We start from the raw sequence: 20971 nt of genomic DNA on the forward strand, positions 1-20971 counted from the left end.
CTGTGGGACGTCGCCTGGCCCTCCCCACCCGGCTTCGCTTCGCTCAGCCACCCTCCCCGGATCGGGGAGAGAGAATTCCAGTGACCGCCGCCGTCGAAGCCAACGCCGACGGCCTGATCGGACCGACGCACTCCTACGCCGGCCTGTCGCCGGGCAATCTGGCCTCCAGCTTGAACAGGGGCGAGGCGTCCAACCCGCGCGCGGCGGTGTTGCAGGGCCTGGACAAGATGAAGGCCCTGGCGGACCTGGGCCTGCCGCAATTCGTCCTGCCGCCGCACGAGCGGCCGGACATCCCCTTTCTGCGGACGCTGGGGTTCGCAGGATCGGACGCCCAGGTGCTGGAGCGGGCGTGGAAGGACGCTCCGGCCTTCGCCGCCGCCGCCTGTTCGGCCTCGCCCATGTGGGCCGCCAACGCCGCGACGGTGACGCCCAGCGCCGACGCCCGTGACGGCCGGGTTCATTTCACCCCCGCCAACCTGATCACGAACCTGCACCGGTCGCTGGAGCATCGGCAGACGAAGCGCGCATTGGACGCCTTGTTCCCCGATACGGCGCGGTTCGCCGTCCACGACGCCCTGCCGTCCGTCGCCCATCTGGCCGACGAGGGCGCCGCCAACCACGTCCGCCTGTGCGCCGACCACGGCGCGCCGGGCGTCAACCTGCTGGTCTGGGGCCGAGAGGCGTTCGAGCCGTGGGACGGCGCCTTCCCGGCCCGCCAGACGCGCGAAGCCTCGGAGGCCGTCGTCCGTCGCCATGAGGCGTCCGGCGTGGTCCTGGCCCAGCAGTCGAAGGCGGCCATCGCCGGCGGGACGTTCCACAACGACGTGGTCTGCGTCGGGGCGCTGGAGACCCTGTTCTTCCACGACCTGGCGTTCGAGGACGCCGCCGGAACGCAGGACGCCGTCCGCCGCGCCGCGGACGGGCTGTTCGACCCGATCTTCGTCGAGGTCTCATCCGCCGACCTGCCGCTGGCCGACGCCATATCCAGCTATCTGTTCAATTCCATGCTGATCCAGGTTCCGGGCGAGAGCCGCCTGACTCTGATCTGCCCGACCGAGACCCGCGACAACCCGAAAAGCCATGCCGTGGCGCAAGGCCTGGCCGCCTCCAACGGCCCGATCGGCGCTGTCCGCTATGTCGACGTGCGCCAGTCGATGCGGAACGGCGGCGGGCCCGCCTGCCTGCGTCTCCGGGTCGTGCTGACCGAGCCGGAACTGGCCGCGACCAACCCCGCCATGCGCCTGACCGACGCCCTGCACGCCGACCTCTCGACCTGGGCGAACCGCTGGTATCGCGACGAACTGCGGCCCGCCGACCTGGCCGATCCGGCCCTGCTGGACGAGAGCCGGGGCGCGCTGGACGAACTGACGACCATCCTGAAGCTGGGCGCCGGCTTCTATCCCTTCCAGAGAGCCTAGCCGATGACTGCCGAAGCCCCCGCCGAACCCATGAGCCCCGCCCGCCGCCTGAGAAACATCGTCGGCGGGTCTGCCGGCAATCTGGTGGAGTGGTTCGACTGGTACGCCTATGCGGCCTTCACCCTGTATTTCGCCCCGGTGTTCTTTCCCAGCGAGGACCCCACCGCCCAGCTTCTGAGCGCCGCCGCCGTCTTCGCCGTCGGTTTCCTGATGCGGCCCATCGGAGCCTGGATCATGGGCGTTTATGCGGACCGCAAGGGCAGGAAGGCGGGATTGACCCTGTCGGTGACGCTGATGTGCACAGGCTCGCTGATCATCGGCCTGACGCCTGGCTATGCGACGATCGGCCTGGCGGCGCCGGCGCTTCTGCTGTTCGCGCGGCTGCTGCAGGGCCTCAGCGTCGGCGGGGAGTATGGGTCCAGCGCCACCTATCTTTCGGAAATGGCCGAGCCGCACCGGAGGGGCTTCTGGTCCAGTTTCCAGTACGTTACCCTGATCTCGGGCCAGTTGATCGCCCTGATGCTGCTGATCCTGTTGCAGAACACGCTCAGCGAGACGGCGCTGGCGAGTTGGGGTTGGCGCATCCCCTTCTTCGTCGGCGCGGCCCTGGCCGTGGTCGTCTTCTGGCTGCGTCGCCGGCTGGACGAAACGCATAAGGAATCCGACATCAAGGACACGCCGAAATCCAGCGCCGTCCAGCTGATCCTGAAACATCCGAAGGAAGCGCTGATGGTGCTCGGCCTGACGGCCGGCGGCACCCTGGCCTTCTATACCTACACGACCTACCTGCAGAAGTTCCTGGTCAACACGACCGGCTTTCCCAAGAACACGGCGACCGAGATCAGCGCGGCGGCCCTGTTTCTGTTCATGCTGTTGCAGCCTGCCGTGGGCGCCCTGTCGGACCGGATCGGGCGGCGGCCGGTGATGATCGCCTTCGGGGTTCTGGGCGTCTTGTGCACCGTGCCGATCATGACCACGCTGTCGCGGGTCGAAAGCCCGTTCACAGCCTTCCTGCTGGCTCTGGCCGGCCTGGTGATCGTGTCGGGCTATACGGCGATCAATGCGGTGGTGAAGGCCGAGCTGTTTCCGGCCCATATCCGCGCCCTGGGCGTCGCCCTGCCCTACGCCATCGCCAACGCCGTGTTCGGCGGGACGGCGGAATATGTCGCCCTGTGGTTCAAGAACGCAGGCCTGGAGAGCGTCTTCTTCTGGTATGTGACGGGCATGATCGGGTTGTCGCTGATCACCTTCATCAAGATGCGGGACACCAAGCGTAACAGCCTGATCACGCATACCTGACGTGGGTCAGGCGGCGAACCGCCCGCCCTTGCCGGCGTAGGCCTGGGTGCCGCGGTTGAAGACCTGGTCGGTCGGCAGCACGGCGTCGATGGCGATGTCGTCCTGGCCCTTCAACGCCTCATAGACCGGGCCGAAATCCTTCAGCGTCTCGTTCTTCAGCGCCTCGAGCCCGTCGATGACGAAATAGACCTGCTGGAAGTCGTCGATCCGGTAGAGCGTCCGCATCACCCGCTCCAGGTCGAAGCCCAGCCGGTTCGGCGACGGATCGTCCAGGGCGAAGACGCTCTCGGTCGCCGACGAGACGATCCCGGCGCCATAGATGCGCAAGCCCCCCGCCTCCCGCATCAGGCCGAACTCCACCGTGTACCAATAAAGCCGCGCCAGGTTCGGCAGCATGCCCAGGCCGGCGGCCCGCTGTCCGCCCTTGCCGTAGGCCTCCATATAGGCGGCGAAATCCGGGTCGGTCAGCATGGGCACATGGCCGAAGACGTCGTGGAAGATGTCCGGCTCCTGCAGATAGTCCAGCTGATCCGGCTTCCTGATGAACTGGCCCGAGACGAAGCGGCGGTTGGCCAGGTGGTCGAAGAAGACCTCGTCCGGCACCAGCCCCGGCACGCAGACCACGGACCAGCCGGTCAGGGCCTGGAGCCTGGGATTGATCGCCTCGAAATCGGGGATGCCGCCGGCGTTCAGGTCCAGCGCCTTCAACCCGTTCAGAAAGGCGTCGCAGGCGCGACCGGGCAGAATCTCCATCTGGCGGGCGTAAAGCGTGTCCCAGGTCCGATGCTCGACCTCGGTGTAGGCGGCCCAGTTCTGGGGGATGGTCCAATCGGCGGCCGCGCCCTCGGGCGGCTGTTCGAAGACATGCTCGAAATCGGACATCGGACGCTCCTCATTTTTCGCCACTCTAGCGAGGAGCGCCCGCCCCTTCCACCGCCGTACGCACAGGCGACGAAGTCGACTTCCGCCGGCCGTTCATCTTCGTGACAGAATGGCTTGGCGCGGACGATCCCGGCGCGCTAGGCTGACGGGGACGGGCGCCGCTTCGGACCGCCCACATCGGAATGACGACCCATGCCGGAGACCCCCGGCGCGCCCCGACGGCGCGACGAGCGGTCCCAGCCTTCCCGTCCGCGGGATGCGTCGGGTCGGGATGCGCCGCTGTATGGCGCGCTCGATCTGGGGACCAATAATTGTCGGCTGCTGATCGCGCGGCCGTCGCGCGACGGCTTTCGCGTGGTGGACAGTTTCAGCCGCATCGTGCGCCTGGGCGAGGGCCTGACGCGCAGCGGGCGGCTGGACCCCCAGGCGATGGATCGGGCCTATGACGCCCTGGCCCTGTGCGCGGAACGGATCGTCAGGAAGGGCGTCGATTCCGCGCGGCTCAGCGCCGTGGCCACCCAGGCCTGCCGCGCCGCCGAGAACGGGGCGGAATTCATCGACCGGGTGCGCAAGGGCACGGGTCTTCGCCTGCGCATCATCGACCCGGCCGAAGAGGCGCGGCTGGCGGTCGAGGGGTGCCTGAACCTGATCGACCCCCGGGCCGAGGGGGTGGTCATCATCGACGTGGGCGGCGGCTCGACCGAACTGTCGTGGCTGAAGCGCGAGGAGACGCAGTGGCGGACCACCGGCTGGATGTCGGCGCCGCTGGGCGTCGTCTCCCTGGCCGAACGCCACCCGGAACCGGCGAATGCGGGCGATAGCTGGTACGAGGCCATGGTCGCCGACATGGGCGCGGCCCTGGCGGCTGGCGGGATCCAGGATGCGGGGATGCTGGCCCTGCTTGCGCGAGACCGGGCGCATCTGATCGGCACGTCCGGGGCGATCACCAGCCTGGCCGGCATCCACCTGAAACTGCCGCGCTACAACCGCGACCGGGTCGACGGGCTGTGGATGACGCGGAGCGATTGCGAGGCGGCGGCGGACCGTCTGAAGGCCCTGGGGCCGGACGGCCGGGCGCGCGAGGCCTGCATCGGCCCCGATCGCGCCGATCTGGTGCTGGCCGGGGCGGCGATCCTGGAGGCGATCCAGCGCGCCTGGCCGTCCGAACGGGTGCGGGTGGCCGACCGGGGTCTGCGCGAGGGTCTGCTGCTGCAAAGGATGCGCGAGGAGCAGAAGCCGCCGCGCCGTCGCCGCCGTCGGCGCGGGCGGGGACGGGCTTCGGCGGCCTGAGAGTTCACGCCCCCGGCGTGACCTGAACGGGCACGTCGATGTCGCAGACGGAGAAGTCGGCGCCCCTGCCCTGGCGCGCCTGTTCGGCCAGGGCGCGGAAGGCGGCGGAGGCGGTGTTCATCATCCGCACCGCCGGACGCTCGGCCTCGGGCAGGTCCGAGGCCAGGCGCACGCGGGTCATGCGATCCGGCTCGGTCACGATTCCGTCGGGGTTGGGACTGGCCTTCAGGGCGCGCACCACGTCGAGTCCCGAAACCACGCGGCCCCAGACGGTGTAGCGCTTGTCCAGCGCGGGATAGGCCTGGCGCATCAGGAAGAACTGGCTGTTGGCGGTGTCATTGCCCTCGTCGCGCGCCATGCCGGCGACGCCGGGGCAATACAGGCCCCAGCCGTGCACCTTCTTGTCGCCGGTGCCGGCCATCAGGTCGTCGGGCTGGGTCTGGACCGGCACGGAGCGGACGAAGCCGACCAGGGCGCCGGTCGGCGCGGCGACGGCGGCGAAGGCCATGTCGGGGCCGCGGCGGAAGGTGAACTCTCCCTTCAGGTCGGGATACCAGCTCTGGCCCTCGCCCGTGCCCAGGGGATCGCCGGTCTGGGCCATGAACCAGTCGATCACCCGGTGCCAGGCCAGGTTGTCGTAAAAGCCCCGCGCAGCCAGCAGCCTGATGCGATCCACGTGGGCGGGAGCCAGTTCGGGCGCCAGTTCGACCAGGATGCGCCCCTTGGTCGTGTCGACGACCAGAAGATCGCCGGGGGCGATGGCGCGCCAGTCGGTCGGCGCCGGAGGCGGCGGAGGGGGCGCGGGCGTCGCGGCCTCCTGCGCCAGCGCCGGGCCGGAAAGAAGGGCGGCCACGACCGCCGCCGTCAGTACGTTTCGAACCATGTCCCCTGCCCCCTATGATCGTCTCAGCCGCCGACGACCTCGGCGACCGGCTGGACGTCGCAAATGCTGAAGGCGGCACCGCGCGCGGCGCGGGCCGCGGCGATCCGCTCGGCGAAGGCCGCGCTGCCGGCGTTCAGCACCCGCACGGTCGGACGCTGTTCCTCCGGCAGGGCCGAGGCCATGCGGACCTGCGTCATGACGTCGGGATCGCTCACCTTGCCGTCCTCGGCCTCCGAGCCCTTCTTGAGCTTGTCCAGCACGTCCATGCCCGACACCACGCGGCCGAAGGCGGTATAGACGCCGTCCAGCTGATCGCGGGCGCCCATCATCAGGAAGAACTGGCTGTTGGCGCTGTCCGGCGAACCCGCCCGCGCCATGCCCAGGACGCCAGGGCAGAACAGGCCATGGGCGTCGACCTTGAAGTCGGCCGTGACCATCATCTGGGCGTCGGGCTGGGTCTGGACAGGCAGGTCGCCGACCAGGCCACGCACACCTGCGCCCGAGCTCGGCACGGCGACGAAGCCGGCGTCGCGGCCGCGGCGGAAGCTGAACTCCGCCTTCAAATCGGGCAGATCGCTGCCCCCCTCGCCCGTGCCCTTGGGGTCTCCGGTCTGGGCCATGAAGCCGGGGATGACGCGGTGGAACTTCAGTCCGTCGTAGAAGCCCTGATTGGCCAGGGTGCGGATGCGTTCGGCGTGGTTGGGCGCCGCGACCGGGATCAGCTCCACCAGGATGCGCCCCTTGGCGGTGTCGATGACCAGGAGGTTTTCGGGCGCGACGGCGCGCCAGTCGCCGGGCGAGGCGACGACTGGGGCGACGGCTGGGGCGACGGCTGGGGCGACGGCTGGGGCGGCCGTCTGGGCCTGGACCGCGCTGGAAGCCAGAAGGACGCCGAGGCCGGCCGCGATGATCGCCTTACGCATAGTCTCTCTCAAATCCCGTGCTTGACCTTGTCCCGCACGCGCGCGGCGATGGCGGGGCTGACGAAACTGTCGATCGCGCCGTCCAGACGGGCGATTTCCTTGACCAGCCGCGAGGCGATGGCCTGATGCCGCGGATCGGCCATCAGAAATACGGTCTCGATGTCCTGATTGAGGCGCTGGTTCATGGCCGTCATCTGGAACTCGTATTCGAAGTCGGCGACCGCGCGCAAACCCCGGATGATGACGTTGGCGTTCAGCTCTTCGGCGAAATGCATCAGCAGGTTCGAAAACGGCTGGACGACGATGTCGCCCCCCAGGCCCGCGACCTCGGCCTGAAGCATCTGGACCCGTTCGTCGGTCGTGAACAGCGGTCCCTTCTCGTCGTTGCGCGCCACGCCGATCACGATCCGGTCGACAAGCTTCAGCGCCCGTTTGATGATGTCGGTGTGCCCGTTCGTCACCGGGTCGAAGGTGCCCGGATAAAGTCCGATGCGCATGGCGTTTCTCCCCAGCCTGTCGCCTGCCGTTCGGCGTGACTTAGCAGGTGCGAAATCAGCGGCCTAGGCTGCTGACGGCTTCGTCATCGTCGCGGGCGGCTATGGCTTGCGGCGGCTGGGACGCCCAGGCCCGCGCCAGTCGATCCAAGATGGAGCGGTCAATGGCGAATACCGCGTCGTCTATGGCCGTGATCGGACAGACCGGCGTGGCGCTGTTGCACAGGAAGGCGCCGTCGAAGGCGGCGATGTCGCCCAGATGGACCGGCCGCGTCTCGGACGACAGACCCTGCTCCGACAGCCCGCGCTGGATCAGGGCCTGAGCCACCCCGGACAGCATGGGCGCCTTGGGCCAAACGATCCGGTCGCCCCGAACGAAGCCGATGTTCCACAGACTGCCCTCCGAGATAAGGCCCGCCTCGTCCGCGAACAGGGCGTCGTCGAATCCGGCGTCCTGGGCCAGCCTGCGGGCGCGGATCAACGGAAAGGTCGCGGTGTGCTTCAGATGCGCCGCGTCGCGCACATAGGTCTGTGACTGAAGGCGGACCGAATCGGCCAGCGGCGGCGGCGGCGGCGCGACCGCCGTCATCACCTTGGGCCGCACCCGGTCGGACGGCAGCCGCGCCCAGATGAAGGGCGAGAACAGGCTGACCCGCAGCCAGGCGTCTTTCCGGCCGGAGAGGGCGCGGTCCATCAGGTCGCGCAGGCGTTCCTCCTCGACCGCCAGGCCGAACATCTCGATCGCAGAGGCGTGCAGCCGGGCCAGATGGAGGTCCAGGCCACGCACCCCGCCGTCCTCGACACGAAAGGATGTGACGGCGGCGTAGTTGACCAAAGCGAGATAATGCAGGTCGTCAGCAGCGGCGGGAAGGCCGTCGATCAGGATCGTCGCCGTCAACCGGTCCTCCCCCCTTGATGGGGGATGCGAAACCGGCGTCTGGAGTCGCCCCCTCCGCCATGCTGCGCATGGTCCCCCTCCCCCGCTGCGCGGAAGAGGATCAGCTCTCACCCTCTTCGCCCGCGACGTCCGTCTCCGCGTCGTCGCCGCCGCTCTCGGGCAGGCGTTCGACCGAGACGACCTTCTCGTCCTTGCCGGTGCGGAAGATGGTGACGCCCTGGCTGGAGCGGCCGACGATGCGGACCTGGTCCATGCGGGTGCGGATCATCTGGCCGCCCGAGGTGACGAGCAGCAGGTCGTCCGTCTCCTCGACGGGGAAGGCGGCGGCCAGGCGGTCGCCCGCGCGTCCGCCCAGGCCGTGGGCCGTCAGCCCCTGGCCGCCGCGTCCGGTGCGCCGATATTCATAGGCCGAGGACCGCTTGCCGAAGCCGGTTTCGGTGACGGTCAGGATGAACTGTTCGGCCGCGCCCAGTTCGGCGATGCGTTCGACCGACAGGACGGCGTCGCCGGCGGCCTCGTCGTCGGCCTCGACCGGGGCCGCCTCGTCTTCGCCATCGGCGCCGGCCAGGGCCTTGCGCATGGCGTTGGCGTGTTTGACGTAGGCGGCGCGTTCTTCCGGCGTCGCATCCACGCGGCCCAGGATGGCCATGGAGATGACCTCGTCCCCGTCCTGCAGGCGCACGCCCCGCACGCCGGTCGAATCCCGTCCCTTGAACACGCGCACGTCGTCGGCCTTGAAGCGGATCGCCCGGCCCAGCGCCGTGGTCAGCAGCACGTCGTCTTCCGCCGTGCACAGGCCGACGCCGACCATCCGGTCGTCGCCTTCCAGCTTCATGGCGATCTTGCCGGCGCGGTTGACGGTGGCGAAATCCGACAGCTTGTTGCGGCGCACGTCGCCGGAACGGGTGGCGAACATGATGTCGTAGTCGCCCCAGGTCGCCTCGTCCTCGGGCAGGGGCAGGACGTTCATGATGCTGTCGCCCGGTTCGATCGGCAGCAGGTTGACGAAGGCCTTGCCGCGCGACTGCGGATTGCCCAGCGGCAGACGCCAGGTCTTCAGCTTGTAGGCCTTGCCGTTGGTGGCGAAGAACAGGACCGGCGTGTGGGTCGAGGCGCTGAAGACGCCGGTGATGGCGTCCTCGTCCTTCATCGCCATGCCGGAACGGCCCTTGCCGCCGCGATGCTGGGTCCGATAGGCGTTCAGCGCCACGCGCTTGACGTAGCCGCCGTGGGTGACGGTGACGACCATGTCCTCGCGCGGGATCAGGTCCTCGTCCTCCATCTCGCCGTCGCCTTCCCCGATCAGGGTGCGGCGGGGCACGGCGAACTTGTCCTTCACGTCGATGAGGTCGTCGCGGATGATGGCCAGGACGTTCTTTCGGTTCGACAGTATGGTCAGGTGGCCCTGGATGGTCCCGGCCAGGCCGTGCGCCTCGCCGAAGATGTCGTCGCGGCCCAGGCCGGTCAGGCGCGACAGGGTCAGGGCCAGGATGGCGCGGGCCTGTTCGTCGGTCAGGCGGATCTTGTCGCCCTCGACGATCACGGTGCGCGGGTCGGCGATCAACTCGACCAGGGCCATCATGTCGCCCACGGGCCAGGCCTTGCCCTGAAGCCGCTCGCGCGCCTCGGTCGGATCGGCCGAGGAGCGGATGATGTGGATCACCTCGTCGATATTGGCCACGGCGACGGCCAGACCGACCAGGACGTGGCCCCGGTCGCGCGCCTTGTTCAGTTCGTACTTGACGCGGCGGACGACGACTTCCTCGCGGAAGTCCAGGAAGATCTGCAACAGGTCGCGCAGACCCATCTGCTCGGGCCGGCCATGGTTCAGCGCCAGCATGTTGACGCCGAACGAGCTCTGCATGGCCGTATAGCGCCACAGCTGGTTCAGGATCACGTCGCCCGAGGCGTCGCGCTTCAGTTCGATGACGATCCGCATCCCCTGCCGGTCGGATTCGTCGCGGACGTCGGAAATCCCTTCCAGACGCTTCTCGCGCACCATTTCGGCGATGCGTTCGATCAGGGTCAGCTTATTGACCTGATAGGGCAGTTCCGTGACCACGATGGCCTCGCGGTCTTTGCGGATTTCCTCGATGGAGGCGCGGCCGCGCACGATGACCGAGCCGCGCCCGTCACGCAGCGCATTGCGCGGCGCCGTGCGGCCCATGATCTCGCCGCCGGTCGGAAAGTCCGGGCCGGGCACGATGTCCAGAAGCGCGTCGTCCGACACGTTCGGATCGTCCAGCAGGGCCAGGGCCGCGTCCACGACCTCGCCCAGATTATGCGGCGGGATGTTGGTCGCCATGCCCACGGCGATGCCGCCCGCGCCATTGACCAGCAGGTTGGGGATGCGCGACGGCAGGACGACCGGCTCCAGCTCCTTCTCGTCGTAGTTGGGCTGGAAATCGACAGTGTCCTTGTCGATGTCGGCCATCAGGGCCACGGCCGCCGGGGCCATCCGGGCCTCGGTGTAACGCATCGAGGCGGGCATATCGCCGTCGACCGAGCCGAAGTTGCCCTGGCCATCGACCAGCATCAGCCCCATCGAGAAGGGCTGGGCCATCCGCACCAGGGCCATATAGACCGAGGCGTCGCCGTGGGGGTGGAACCGACCCAGCACGTCCCCGACCACGCGCGCGCATTTCGAATAGCTGCGCTCCGGCGTCATGTTCAGATCGTGCATCGAATACAGGATGCGACGGTGAACCGGCTTCAGGCCGTCGCGCGCGTCCGGCAGGGCGCGGCTGACGATCACGCTCATGGCGTAATCGAGGTACGAACGCTTCAGTTCGTCCTCGATCGTGATCGTGGAAATGTCGGAGCCGCCGCCCCGGCCGTTGATCGGAGTTGCGGCGTTTTCGTAGCTGTCGTCGGTCAAGGAAGCGTGGCTTTATGCGGCCGGAATCGGAACGTGATCCGCTGTGACGATTTCTAGCATTCCAGGGCCTCGGTGGCAAAGCGACGTCGCCGCGAAAGCCCGTCTCTGAAAGGACTTTCCACATGCGCGTCCATACGCTCGCCGCCGCCCTCCTGATCGCCTCGCCCCTTGCCCTGACGACGGCCTGCGCCGCGACCGGGAACGCCCCCCAGGCCCATGTGGACCGCGCGCCCGTCGGCGCCACGGGGCAGGCCGTCCTGATCAACGCTTCGGGCGCCAATATCGGCCGCGTCGATCTGCGTCAGGGGCCGACCGGCCTGGTGATCAAGGTCGAGGCCTCCGGCCTGACCCCGGGCTGGCACGGCATCCACATCCATGCGACCGGCGAATGCGCCGCGCCCTTCACCTCGTCCGGCGCCCACGTCAATCACGGCGAGCCCAAGGCCCCGCACGGCCTGCTGAACGCCGCCGGTCCCGACGACGGCGACCTGCCCAACATCTACGCCGGCGCCGACGGCAAGGTGAACGCCGAACTGTTCACGCCCCGCGTCCGCATCTCGTCCGAAGGCCCGGGACAGTGGCTGTGGGACGCCGACGGGTCGGCCGTCATCATCCACGCCAATCCCGACGACCACGTCAGCCAGCCCATCGGCGGCGCCGGCGACCGCGTGGCCTGCGCGGCGCTCAGCGCCAGCTGATCGGTCAGCGCGCCCGTTCGGCCAGGAGGCGGAGGATCATCTCGGTCTGCTCCTCCTGCCGGGCGGTCAGGTGCTCGACCTTGTCCAGCAGGGCCATGATCTCGATCTCGGCCTTCAGATTGACCTGATAGTCGTTGCCCGCGTCCAGCCGATCCCTGGCGGCCTGGCGGTTCTGGCTCATCATGATGACGGGCGCCTGGACCGCCGCCAGCATGGACAAGACCAGGTTCAGAAAGATGAACGGATAGGGATCGAACGCCTCTTTGCTCAGCAGCAGATTGAGGGCGGTCCATCCCGCCAGGAACATCCCGAAGGCGATGATGAAGGGCCAGGAGCCGCCGAACGCCGCCACCCGGTCGGCCAGGCGCTCGCCGAAGGTCTGGCGATCGGCGAAGGCCTCGTTGACGTCCTCGGAGATCGGGCGGCGGTCGGCGGTGCTGCGCACCACGCTGGCCTCGCTGGCGGGCAGGTCGTGCGTCGCCTTGCCCAGCCAGCGGCGAGAGACGTGATCGGCGTCGACGGGGGCGTGGGACATGGCGGTCTCCTGGGATTTGGCTCAGGCGCAGATCAAGCCTTGGCGGCGCCCGCGCGCAAGCCCCGTTCGGCCAGGGCCACCAGCGCCACCCCGCCCATGGCGACGGCCGAGCCGATCAGGATCTGCGGCGTCAGCACATCGCCCATGAAGCCCCAGCCGATCGCCATCGACACCACCGGCGTCGCCAGCAGATAGGGCGTCACCCGCCCCGCCTCGCGCCGCTGGACCAGCCAGAACAGCAGGGTCGTCGCCAGGACCGACGACACGACGCCGGCCCACAGCAGCGAGGCCCAGACCATGGGCGTGGCGCGCTGGATCGCCTGCCACTGGCCCTGTTCGAACACGGCCGAGCCGAAGGCCATGACGGGAAGGGCGCCCAGGGCCAGCAGACCCTGCATCTTCAGCGGCGGGATGGAGGTGGTCCGTCTGGCGACCACCGTCGTCACGCCCCAGGCGGCGCCCGCGGCGATGGCGACCAGAATGGCCTTCCAGTCCTGAAGCGCATGGGCGTCCAGCGTCATCCAGGCCACGCCGACGAAGGCCACGGCCATGCCGAGCAGCGCCGCCTTCGACAATCGCTCGCCCAGGATCATAAAGGCGAACAGGGCGGTGAAGGGAATCCACAGCTGGTTGGCCACCGTCACCGGGCTGACGTCGTTCGCCAGCCAATAGGCGGTATAGACGAGGCCGTACTGGATCGGCCCGCCCAGCAGGACGATCAGCAGCAGGCTTTTCCAGTCCGGGAACGGCGGACGCACGAAGGCGATCAGACAGGCCGAGGCGACGCCGAAACGAATGGCCCCGACCAGCAGCGGCGACAGGGTCTCGGTCGCCAGCTTGGCCCCGGCGTTGTTCACCCCCCAGACCACGATGATCGCCACGATGGCGGCGATCTCCAGCCCCGTCAGCGCATGGGGCTTGATCGGCGATGGCGCGGGGGCGGGGGCGGTTCGGGCGGCGGCGTCGGTCATGGGCGCTCTATGACACGGCGCGGACCCGCCGTCGGCTCACTTCGGATGATCCGGGGTTTCGGCCTAGAAATTCGGCTTGGCGACCATCAGCCAATAGATGGCCAGGACGCCCGCAAAGGCCGGCCAGCCCAGGGCGAACCACCAGCGGAACAGGCGATGATAGGCGCCCGGCAAAGGCTCGCCCTGCCCCGCCGCCTGTTCGGCCAGCCTCATCATCCGATACTGGATCCACACCACCGGCAGCCAGCAGACGCCGATCAGGACATACAGGCCATAGGCGGCCAGCAGCCAGGAACTGCTCAGGGACCAGCCTTGCAGATGGATCAGCCCCAGACCGCTGAGCGGCTGGATCACGACGGCGGTCGCGGTGAAGACGAAATCGGCCAGGACCACGATCTTGCCGACCTCGGCGACCGTCCTGGCGTCCCGGGTCGCATGGGCGCGCAGCATGAAGAAGGCGATGCCCGCCCCCGTGCCGAACAGGACGGCGCCGGACAGGATGTGGACGATCTTCAACAGGACATACAGGCTCATCGCCGCGCGTCCGTCGCCGCCACGAACAGGCACAGGGCCATCATCGGCGCCACCTTCAGCCACGGCCCCAGGGGATCGACCCAGTAGTGCGGCAGGCTGAGCGTGCCGGCGATCAGATAGCCGACGGTGGCCAGGCACATGACGATCGCCACCCGCGCCGTCCACGGCCGCACGAACAGCATCAGTCCCAGAACCACGTCCAGCAGCGCCCCCCACCAGGCGACGGACCCGGCCCAGCGGCCATAACCCCCTTCGTGCAGGATGGCGACGGCCCGGCCCCACCCCGGACCGAAGCTGATCAAGCCGGTCAACAGCCAGAACAGGCCCAAGGTCAGGATGGCGACCGGCCGCACGAACCAAAGCCGTGCGTGCCACACGTCCTGGACCGAGGCTGGAGTCTGGGCCAGGAAGTCGGTGAAGCCGCGCGATCGCACCCCCAGGGCCTCGGCCCAGCCGCTGTCCTGGCCGGCGACGTCATGGTCCATCTGTCGGATGGCGGTGGTGCGAATCGGCGAGGACCAGCCCAGCCGGCCCAACAGGTCGCCCATGGCCAGGGCGGGCCCGGCCAGGAGGCGCGGCACGCGCACCACCGGCGCGGGTCTCAGCCCCATCCATCCGCGATAGGCCCGAACCGTTTCGGCCATGGTGACAGCCTCCGGTCCCGGCATGTCCAGGCTTCGGCGCGACAGGGCCCGGGGCTCCAGGCCGGCGACCACGGCGGCGCACAGGTCGCCCAGCGGGATGGGACGGAAGGTCTGGTCGCCGCCCACGACCGGGCTGAACAAGGGAAAGGCCGCCAGGGCGCGGATCAGGCCCGTGCCGCCGAACGCCGCCCGGTCGATCACCAGGGACGGCCGCAGGATCAGCCAGTCAAGGTCGCTTGCGGCGACCAGGCGTTCGGTCTCGGCCTTGGTGCGGGCGTAGTCGGTGCCCGCCGCCTCGTCCGCGCCGACGGCGGAGATATGCACCAGACGTCGGACGCCGGCGGCCTCACACGCCGCGATCAGGGCCTGCGGGCCATCGACATGGGCGACGCGCGTGCTGTCGCCGCCGCCGTCCTGCAACACGCCGACGCAGTTGACCACCGCATCGACATCGGCCAGCAGCGGGGTCCAGGCCTGGGGCGTCGTCAGTCGGGCGAAGTCGACCGTCGCCCAGTCGAAACCGGGCGCGCGGCGTGCCGGCTCCGCGATGCGGCGCGCCCCGGCCCGCACCGACCAGCCGGCCGAGGCCAGGGCGGCGGCGACATGGGCGCCGATGAAGCCGTTGGCGCCCAGCACCAGAACCCGTCCGCTCACCCCAGCACCCTGTCGCTCAGATCGACGCCTTGCGGCGGCATGGCGCACCAGGCGACGCCGGGAAAGCGGCGGCGGCGGCGGGCAATGAAATCGTAGAGGATGTCGCGAATGCGCCGCGGCACGATCCGCCCGATCACCGCGAACCGATAGGGCGGCGGCAGAAGGGCCGCGATGCCCAGGACGCCGTCAGAGCGCCGGCGCGCCACGCCGTCCTGGATCAGCAGCATCGTATAGGGATCGTCCGGGTCGACGCCGTAGTGGACCAGCAGCGCCCGCCCCAGCGGCGATTGCGTCGGCGCCAGCCGAATCCGGGCCGCCCGATCATGCTTCAGTATCTTGCGCGCCGAACCCGAACATAGAGCGCAGTCCCCGTCGAACAGCACCAGCGGCCTGTCGTCCGGAAAGGCCGGCACGGCGGGATCGTCACGATAGCTGTAAGGCCCCCGCCCCACCGGCCGGGCCTCAGAAAGGAATGTCGTCGTTCAGGTCGTAGCTTTCCTTGGGTCCGCTGGGCTTGTTGGCGCCGCCGGTGGAGAAGCCCGAGGAATAGTCGTCGTCGCCGCCACGGCCGCCGCCATAGCCCCCGCCCTGGCCGGCGCCGTCCGAACGGCCGCCCAGCATGGTCAGTTCGCCCTTGAAGCGCCCGACCACGATCTCGGTCGAATATTTCTCGACGCCCTGCTGGTCGGTCCATTTGCGGGTTTGGAGCGCGCCTTCGACATAGACGGTCGAGCCCTTCTTCACATAGTTCTCGACCACCTTGACGATGTTGTCGTTGAAGATGACGACCCGGTGCCACTCGGTCTTTTCCTTGCGCTCGCCCGAGGACTTGTCGCGCCAGGTCTCGGAAGTGGCGATGGACAGGTTGGCGATGCGGTCGCCGTTGGGCATGGAGCGGATTTCCGGGTCGCGACCCAGGTTGCCGACCAGAATGACCTTGTTGACGCTGCCCGCCATGGGAACTTCCTTCTCTGCACAGGCCGCGAGTCTCTCGCGCGCCCCGGTATTCAGCCGGATGTCTTAGGACGGAAGCGGAGCGCCGCCATCCGCATTCTGCATCCGACCCGCCAAATCGGTGGATTAACGAAATGTTCCACCTTTGTTCGCGGCGCGCAAGCCCTAGTTGGCGACCGGCTCCGCCGCCACAGCGACGGGGCGGCCCGCCTCGTCGCGCTGAATGGCGCCGGGGATGGCCAGGCGGCCGTCGCCGGTGCGCGCCATGGCGAAGAAGCGGCTGCCGTTCAGGCTCTTGCCGATCTTGACTCCCTCGCGGTCGATGAAAATGTAGCGCCCCTGATAGGCGCCGGTCACTTCCTGGTTCGAACCGCCCATGCGCAGGAACCGCAGGCGCATCTCCTCCAGCCGCGCGGCGCACTGTTCGATCTGGGGCTGGTCGTCGGCGATCTTCTGCAGGCGCGGGGCGGCGTTGTCGGGCGTGGCGAGGAAATAGCAGGCGCCGTCCACGAACTCGAACTTCGGCTCGTTGGAACAGGCGCTCGCAAGGGCGGCGCCGGCGACGACCGCGGCAGGGACGAGAACGGCGAGGCGCATCAGTTCATTCCAGGAAATTGGCAGTTGCGATCCTGCTCGGCCAAGGTGCGGAAACGCGCGTTGTCGTTCGACTGTTCCACCCGGCGCGGCACCAGACGCAGCGTCGTGTCGCCCCATCGGCCGTATTGGGCGTCGCCCGGCCCCACGCAGGTTCCGGCGTAAAGCGCCTGGACGCAGGCGTTCAAACTCATGCTGCCCGACAGGGTGCGCCAGTCCGAGCCCGTGTGCCGCAGGCAGGGGCTGCCCGAGGCGCTCGGCGCCGGTCGAGGCGCAGGCGCGGGCTCCAGGCTGTCCGCCGGCGGCGCCTCGGCCATCTCGACGGCGGGCAGTTCCGGCGGCGGGGCGAAGGCGGCGGTGGGGGCGGCGGCAAGGGCGCCGGTCGAATCCAGCCCCACGTCCAGCGCATCGGTCGCCAGGCCGTTGCGGCGCGCGCAGTCGGCCAGGGTCGCCATGCCGACGAACTGGCCGTCCACGAAGCAGCGCAACTCGCGCGTCGGCTCCAGGCTGGGCGCCTCGGCCAGATTGACCACCAGCCCGCCCTTCGACGCCGGCGGCGGCTCGGTCGTCCTGTCCCCCCCGGCGGTGAAGACCAGAGCCAGCACCACGGCGGCGATGATCACCACGCCGGCGCCGACCGCTATGATGACGCGGTTGTCTTTCGGAAGGGCCATGAACGGTCTTTCGCGGATGAGGGGGCCAATAAGGCCAAGCGGGCGCCGGGCGTCAACCGCCAAGCGGGCAGCGGGGCCATCCTTCGGCGGGCCCGCCGCGGCGTAACCACGATTGACGACCACCGGCCTGCGGGCGAACCTTGCGTCATGTCCCTTCTGCAAGCCCCGGCCACGCCGCCGATGATCGCCTCCGTGACACGATCGGGCCGTCTCTGGCGAAGCCTGGCCACGGCAGGCTGGGCGGTCGCCGCCCTTGTGATCCTGATGCTCGCCATTGGTCTGATGCGGCTGATCGCACCGGACCTGGCCGGGGCGTTCGATCTGTCGGAAGCGCCGAGGACGCCGAATCGCCTGATCGACGACGCGCGGGTCATGGCCGGCCTGGCGGCGATTCTGGGGGCCTGGGCCGCCTTGACGCTGGCGGGGGCGGCGCGGATTCATCGCCGGCCGTGGTCCAGTTTCCTGTGGGTCGGCGCGCGCCCGTCGCTGCGACAGTTCGGCGTCGGCGCGGCGGCGGGCGGCGCGGTCGTTTCAGCCTTGCTGTTCGGCTATGGCTGGCTGGAAGGCGAGCCCCTGCTCTTTCCGGTGTTCGACGCAGCCTATCCTCTGCCTCAGCGCATGGCCTATGCGCTGGCGGCGCCCGTCGCCCTGTTCGTCGCCGCCCTGGCGGAAGAGGTGCTGTTTCGCGGACTGGTGCTGCAGATGACCGCCGCCTTCACCCGACGCGTAACCGTGATCTGCCTGGTCAACGGGGTGCTGTTCGCCGCCCTGCACCTCTACGCCGATCCGGTGGTGTTTCTCAGCCTGACGCTGTCCGGCGCCCTGTGGGCCTGGGTCACGCTGGAGCTGGGCGGGATCGCCTTCGCGACGGGCGCCCACATGGCGCACAATCTCGGCCTGGCCTGGCTGGCGGAACCCTTCACCCTGGACTGGAACGCCGCGCCCTCGGCCTCTCCGACCCTTCTGGTCTTCGACCTGGTCATGGTCCTGGTCGTCGCCGTGGCGGTCAAGACGCTGAAGACGCCTCGGGATCGACCGGAGCGGACGATCAGGCCAAGAGGCGGTTGAGGGCGGCCTGGAAGTTGGCGGCTTGGGCCTGTTGATAGGCGGTCGAGGAGCCGGCGCCGGTCTGGGTGTTGGTTGCGGGCGTCGTCTGCGGCCCCAGGGAGCGATAGGCCGAGCGGACCGCCGTCATGGCCTGGGCCAGCGCGTCGATGGCGGCCTTGATGCCGGCGGCGTCGTTCAGGTTCAATGTGTTGGGCAGGTTCAGCCCAAAGGTCTTGGCCGTCTTGTCCGATGTCTTGCCGACGAAGCCGGGCGACAGGCCCAGCGCCGCCAGGGCGTCCTTGCCCACCGCCCCGGCCGAGATGACGGCGCCCTCCTTGTTGTCGGCGGCGACGATCTGGAGCCGCTGGACCGGCGGGACGACCTTGGAGTCGGTGACGACCGTGGCCTTCAGGTGGCGGTTGGAGGCGGTCACGATCTTCTTGGCCAGGGTGTCAAGCGTGTCCTTGGCGTCTATGGTGACGGTGACGGCCCGCCCGCCGCCGGCCGGAGAGATGCTGAACTGATCGCCGACGCGCGCGGCGGTGGCCACGGTCAGCAGCTTGGAATCGGCCTGCATGATCTCGCCCTGGGGCAGGCCCAGCCGGTCCAGCACGCTGGCGCCGCCCGAGGCCAGGCTGAGGCTGGTCGGCGCGGCCTGATCCCCCTCCCCGCGCCAGGTCTGATTGTATTCGACCGCGCCCGTGGCCAGGTCCAGCCGCGCCAGATAGGCCCGGGTCGGATCGGTCTTTTCGGCCCCCGCTTCGCGGTTCGCGCCGGTGATCCAGACCTTGCCGTCCTTGATCGCGACATCGGCGGCGGTGTCGTTTCCGGCCCCGCCGAAATAGGTCAGACGGTCGCCGGACGCAGGCTGCAGATCCGTGGACAGGGTGGCCACGAAGACATCGGTCCCGCCCGCATGGGGGTTCGTCACCGCGCCGATGTCCAGGGCCGGATTGTCGGTCTGGCCCGTCAGCACGACCTGGCCGTTCTCGACCGATATGCCCGCGATGGAGCCGCTGGCCAGGCCCAGGTCGCGCGTCGCCGCCAGGGTGGGAACGCCCGCCGCGTCCAGGGTGAAGCGGCGCACCACCGCCCGCCCGCTCTCGACGCCTGCGGTATAGATGTCCGAACCGGACACCGTCATGGCCTGGACGGAATCGTCGCCGCCCGTGCCGAACTGCAGGGTGGAGACATTGACCCCGGCGACGGGGCCGATGACGGTCAGCGGCTTTTCCTGGAAGGTCTGAAGATAGGAATCCCAGCCGCCCAGCGCCGCCTGGCCGGGCATGGCCGACTTGGACCGGCCGGCGACGTAGACCATGCCGTCGGCGCCGAAACCGACCTCGGTCGCCTCGTCGGCCGCCTTGGCGCCGCGGCGCTGGGTCCACAGCTCCTTGCCGTCCGCGTCGAAGACTGTGACGAAACTGTCGGCGACATTGGCGGCGTCGCCGCTCTTGCCCGGCTCCAAAGCTCCGGTGACGGAGCCGGCCACCGCGACCCGGCCGTCGGCGTCCACGGCGATGGAGAAGCCGTTGGCGATGGAGGCGGCGCCCAGCAGCTTGGTCTGCATCAGATTGCCGGCGGAATCGTATTTCAACAGGGCGACGTCGCGGTCGCCCTTGATCGGCTGGTTGTCGGCGCCCTGGGTCAGGTCGGCGACGACCCAGACCGAACCGTCCGGGGCCGTGGCGCTGGAGCGGACGGCGGCCACCCCGGCGGGCAGGTCGGCCTGCCCTACCCGCCCCTCGACCCAGAACGGATCGCCGACGCCCTGCTGGGCGGCCGGCGCCGCGCCGCCGTCGGCCTGGAACTTCAGCAGTTGGGCAGCGCCGTTCACGCCGGACCCCTGGGTCACATAGACGGCGTCGGACGTATCGACGGCCTGGAAGCCGACGGTTTCGCCCGCCGCGCCCCGGATCCGCAGCGCCCACTGATCGGGACCGGCCGGCAGGGTGATGGTCTTGGAGCCGCTCTTGACGATCTTGGGCTGGGCCTCGATCATCTGGCGTTCGATGCGGGTGGCGACGCCGGCGTCTTCGAGCACGCCGTTGATGTGGGCGATCACATTGTCCATCGTCCGGGGCGTCGCGCCCATGTCGGACAGGTCCACGCCGACCGACTGGGTTCCCGCAGCGGTGCGGATGGTGACGGCGAACTCCACATCGCCCTCGAACGCCTTGACGCTGTCGGTCAGGGCGCCGTCGTGGATCGGCGTGGTGGTGAAGGTGGACTGCGCCTTTTCCAGCGCATAGCCGGTCTTGACCGTGGACTGGGACACGCCCTGCACCAGCCGCACGTCCTGAAAGGAGGCGGACTTCAGATAGTCCGACATCTCGACCATCCCGGCTTCGAACCGTTTGCCGACCTGGGCGGCCTCGGCGCTGCTCAGCCCCTTGGCGTTGGCGCGGTCGGCCAGGGCGCTCAGCGAATTCAGGCCCTGATACAGGGCGAAGAGCTTGCGATAGTCGGCCGAGGCGCCGGCCATATCCAGGTCGACGGCGGATTCGTTGATCAGGCGACGGCCCGCCAGTGCGGCGCGCACCATGTCGCTGGCCTTGGGCGCCGTCTCGGCGGAGGTCGAGGCCCAGGGGGCGGTCGGCTGGGTCTTCCTGGCCGTGGCGGCGGACGTGGTCGCGCCGATCAGCGACGACGTATCCGTCGACGCCCCGAACAGACCCAGCAGATAGCTGTTGTTGATCAT

At 69.2% G+C, this 20971-nt stretch carries 20 protein-coding genes; 5 read left to right on the forward strand and 15 right to left on the reverse strand.

Going from position 1 to position 20971, the window contains the following annotated elements; genetic code table 11:
* Positions 1–80 precede the first annotated feature (80 nt).
* Both astB and AC0L6G_RS07345 read left to right on the forward strand, forming a co-directional pair.
* Positions 81–1418 (forward strand): N-succinylarginine dihydrolase, encoded by a 1338-nt coding sequence (gene astB / locus AC0L6G_RS07340; RefSeq protein WP_473253117.1) that lies wholly within the window; start codon positions 81–83, stop codon positions 1416–1418.
* 3 nt (positions 1419–1421) lie between these two features.
* Positions 1422–2717, forward strand: coding sequence for an MFS transporter (locus tag AC0L6G_RS07345; RefSeq protein ID WP_293827277.1), 1296 nt, complete (start codon positions 1422–1424; stop codon positions 2715–2717).
* A gap of 6 nt (positions 2718–2723) precedes the next feature.
* On the opposite strand, the gene phhA is transcribed toward AC0L6G_RS07345, so the two are convergent.
* A complete protein-coding gene (gene phhA, locus AC0L6G_RS07350; RefSeq protein WP_473253118.1) occupies positions 2724–3599 on the reverse strand; it encodes a phenylalanine 4-monooxygenase in 876 nt (291 codons plus the stop codon).
* A 192-nt stretch (positions 3600–3791) separates the two neighbouring features.
* Here phhA and AC0L6G_RS07355 point away from each other — a divergent pair, with 192 nt between their 5' ends.
* Positions 3792–4889, forward strand: coding sequence for a Ppx/GppA phosphatase family protein (locus AC0L6G_RS07355; RefSeq protein WP_473253119.1), 1098 nt, complete (start codon positions 3792–3794; stop codon positions 4887–4889).
* 4 nt (positions 4890–4893) lie between these two features.
* Here the strand turns inward: AC0L6G_RS07355 and AC0L6G_RS07360 are convergent, their stop codons facing one another.
* The 5 genes from AC0L6G_RS07360 to gyrA all read right to left on the reverse strand — a co-directional run bounded on the left by AC0L6G_RS07360 (position 4894) and on the right by gyrA (position 10965).
* The gene (locus tag AC0L6G_RS07360) at positions 4894–5772 is read right to left on the reverse strand and encodes a peptidylprolyl isomerase (protein ID WP_473253120.1); all 879 of its coding nucleotides are present in this window, start codon (positions 5770–5772) and stop codon (positions 4894–4896) included.
* A gap of 23 nt (positions 5773–5795) precedes the next feature.
* The gene (locus tag AC0L6G_RS07365; protein ID WP_473253121.1) at positions 5796–6695 is read right to left on the reverse strand and encodes a peptidylprolyl isomerase; all 900 of its coding nucleotides are present in this window, start codon (positions 6693–6695) and stop codon (positions 5796–5798) included.
* An 8-nt stretch (positions 6696–6703) separates the two neighbouring features.
* Complete coding sequence (coaD, locus tag AC0L6G_RS07370) at positions 6704–7192, reverse strand: pantetheine-phosphate adenylyltransferase (RefSeq protein WP_291535876.1); 489 nt, start codon at positions 7190–7192, stop codon at positions 6704–6706.
* Positions 7193–7247: 55 nt separating this feature from the next.
* Positions 7248–8087, reverse strand: a complete 840-nt coding sequence (locus AC0L6G_RS07375) for an aminotransferase class IV (RefSeq protein ID WP_473253122.1) — start codon at positions 8085–8087, stop codon at positions 7248–7250.
* A gap of 100 nt (positions 8088–8187) precedes the next feature.
* Positions 8188–10965, reverse strand: a complete 2778-nt coding sequence (gene gyrA / locus AC0L6G_RS07380) for a DNA gyrase subunit A (RefSeq protein WP_473253123.1) — start codon at positions 10963–10965, stop codon at positions 8188–8190.
* Positions 10966–11087: 122 nt separating this feature from the next.
* Here gyrA and AC0L6G_RS07385 point away from each other — a divergent pair, with 122 nt between their 5' ends.
* Positions 11088–11663: a superoxide dismutase family protein gene (locus tag AC0L6G_RS07385; RefSeq protein WP_293827284.1), complete on the forward strand. Its 576-nt coding sequence runs from the start codon at positions 11088–11090 to the stop codon at positions 11661–11663.
* A gap of 4 nt (positions 11664–11667) precedes the next feature.
* Here the strand turns inward: AC0L6G_RS07385 and AC0L6G_RS07390 are convergent, their stop codons facing one another.
* The 8 genes from AC0L6G_RS07390 to AC0L6G_RS07425 form a co-directional block, all read right to left on the reverse strand.
* Positions 11668–12198 (reverse strand): DUF1003 domain-containing protein, encoded by a 531-nt coding sequence (locus AC0L6G_RS07390; RefSeq protein WP_473253124.1) that lies wholly within the window; start codon positions 12196–12198, stop codon positions 11668–11670.
* A gap of 32 nt (positions 12199–12230) precedes the next feature.
* On the reverse strand, positions 12231–13169 hold the full coding sequence (locus tag AC0L6G_RS07395; RefSeq protein WP_473253125.1) for a DMT family transporter: 939 nt from the start codon (positions 13167–13169) through the stop codon (positions 12231–12233).
* A 63-nt stretch (positions 13170–13232) separates the two neighbouring features.
* Positions 13233–13703, reverse strand: coding sequence for a DUF2269 family protein (locus AC0L6G_RS07400; protein ID WP_293827286.1), 471 nt, complete (start codon positions 13701–13703; stop codon positions 13233–13235).
* The gene (locus AC0L6G_RS07405) at positions 13700–15001 is read right to left on the reverse strand and encodes an SDR family oxidoreductase (protein ID WP_293827287.1); all 1302 of its coding nucleotides are present in this window, start codon (positions 14999–15001) and stop codon (positions 13700–13702) included. The genes AC0L6G_RS07400 and AC0L6G_RS07405 overlap by 4 nt, the downstream gene beginning before the upstream one ends.
* Positions 14998–15453, reverse strand: a complete 456-nt coding sequence (locus AC0L6G_RS07410; protein WP_293827289.1) for a thiol-disulfide oxidoreductase DCC family protein — start codon at positions 15451–15453, stop codon at positions 14998–15000. Before AC0L6G_RS07410 ends, AC0L6G_RS07405 begins: the two co-directional genes overlap by 4 nt.
* 10 nt (positions 15454–15463) lie before the next feature.
* A complete protein-coding gene (gene ssb / locus AC0L6G_RS07415) occupies positions 15464–15958 on the reverse strand; it encodes a single-stranded DNA-binding protein (RefSeq protein WP_291535869.1) in 495 nt (164 codons plus the stop codon).
* Positions 15959–16120: 162 nt separating this feature from the next.
* On the reverse strand, positions 16121–16552 hold the full coding sequence (locus tag AC0L6G_RS07420) for a hypothetical protein (protein WP_291535868.1): 432 nt from the start codon (positions 16550–16552) through the stop codon (positions 16121–16123).
* Entirely contained in the window at positions 16552–17223 is a 672-nt protein-coding gene (locus AC0L6G_RS07425; protein WP_473253127.1) for a hypothetical protein, read from the reverse strand. The genes AC0L6G_RS07420 and AC0L6G_RS07425 overlap by 1 nt, the downstream gene beginning before the upstream one ends.
* Positions 17224–17370: 147 nt before the next feature.
* Between AC0L6G_RS07425 and AC0L6G_RS07430 the strand changes: the two genes are divergently transcribed.
* The gene (locus AC0L6G_RS07430; protein ID WP_293827292.1) at positions 17371–18291 is read left to right on the forward strand and encodes a CPBP family intramembrane glutamic endopeptidase; all 921 of its coding nucleotides are present in this window, start codon (positions 17371–17373) and stop codon (positions 18289–18291) included.
* Here the strand turns inward: AC0L6G_RS07430 and AC0L6G_RS07435 are convergent.
* Positions 18272–20971, reverse strand: a complete 2700-nt coding sequence (locus tag AC0L6G_RS07435) for an NHL repeat-containing protein (protein WP_293827293.1) — start codon at positions 20969–20971, stop codon at positions 18272–18274. The two genes, AC0L6G_RS07430 and AC0L6G_RS07435, sit on opposite strands and share 20 nt — an antisense overlap.

The organism is Brevundimonas sp. D3-1P, assembly GCF_055809335.1.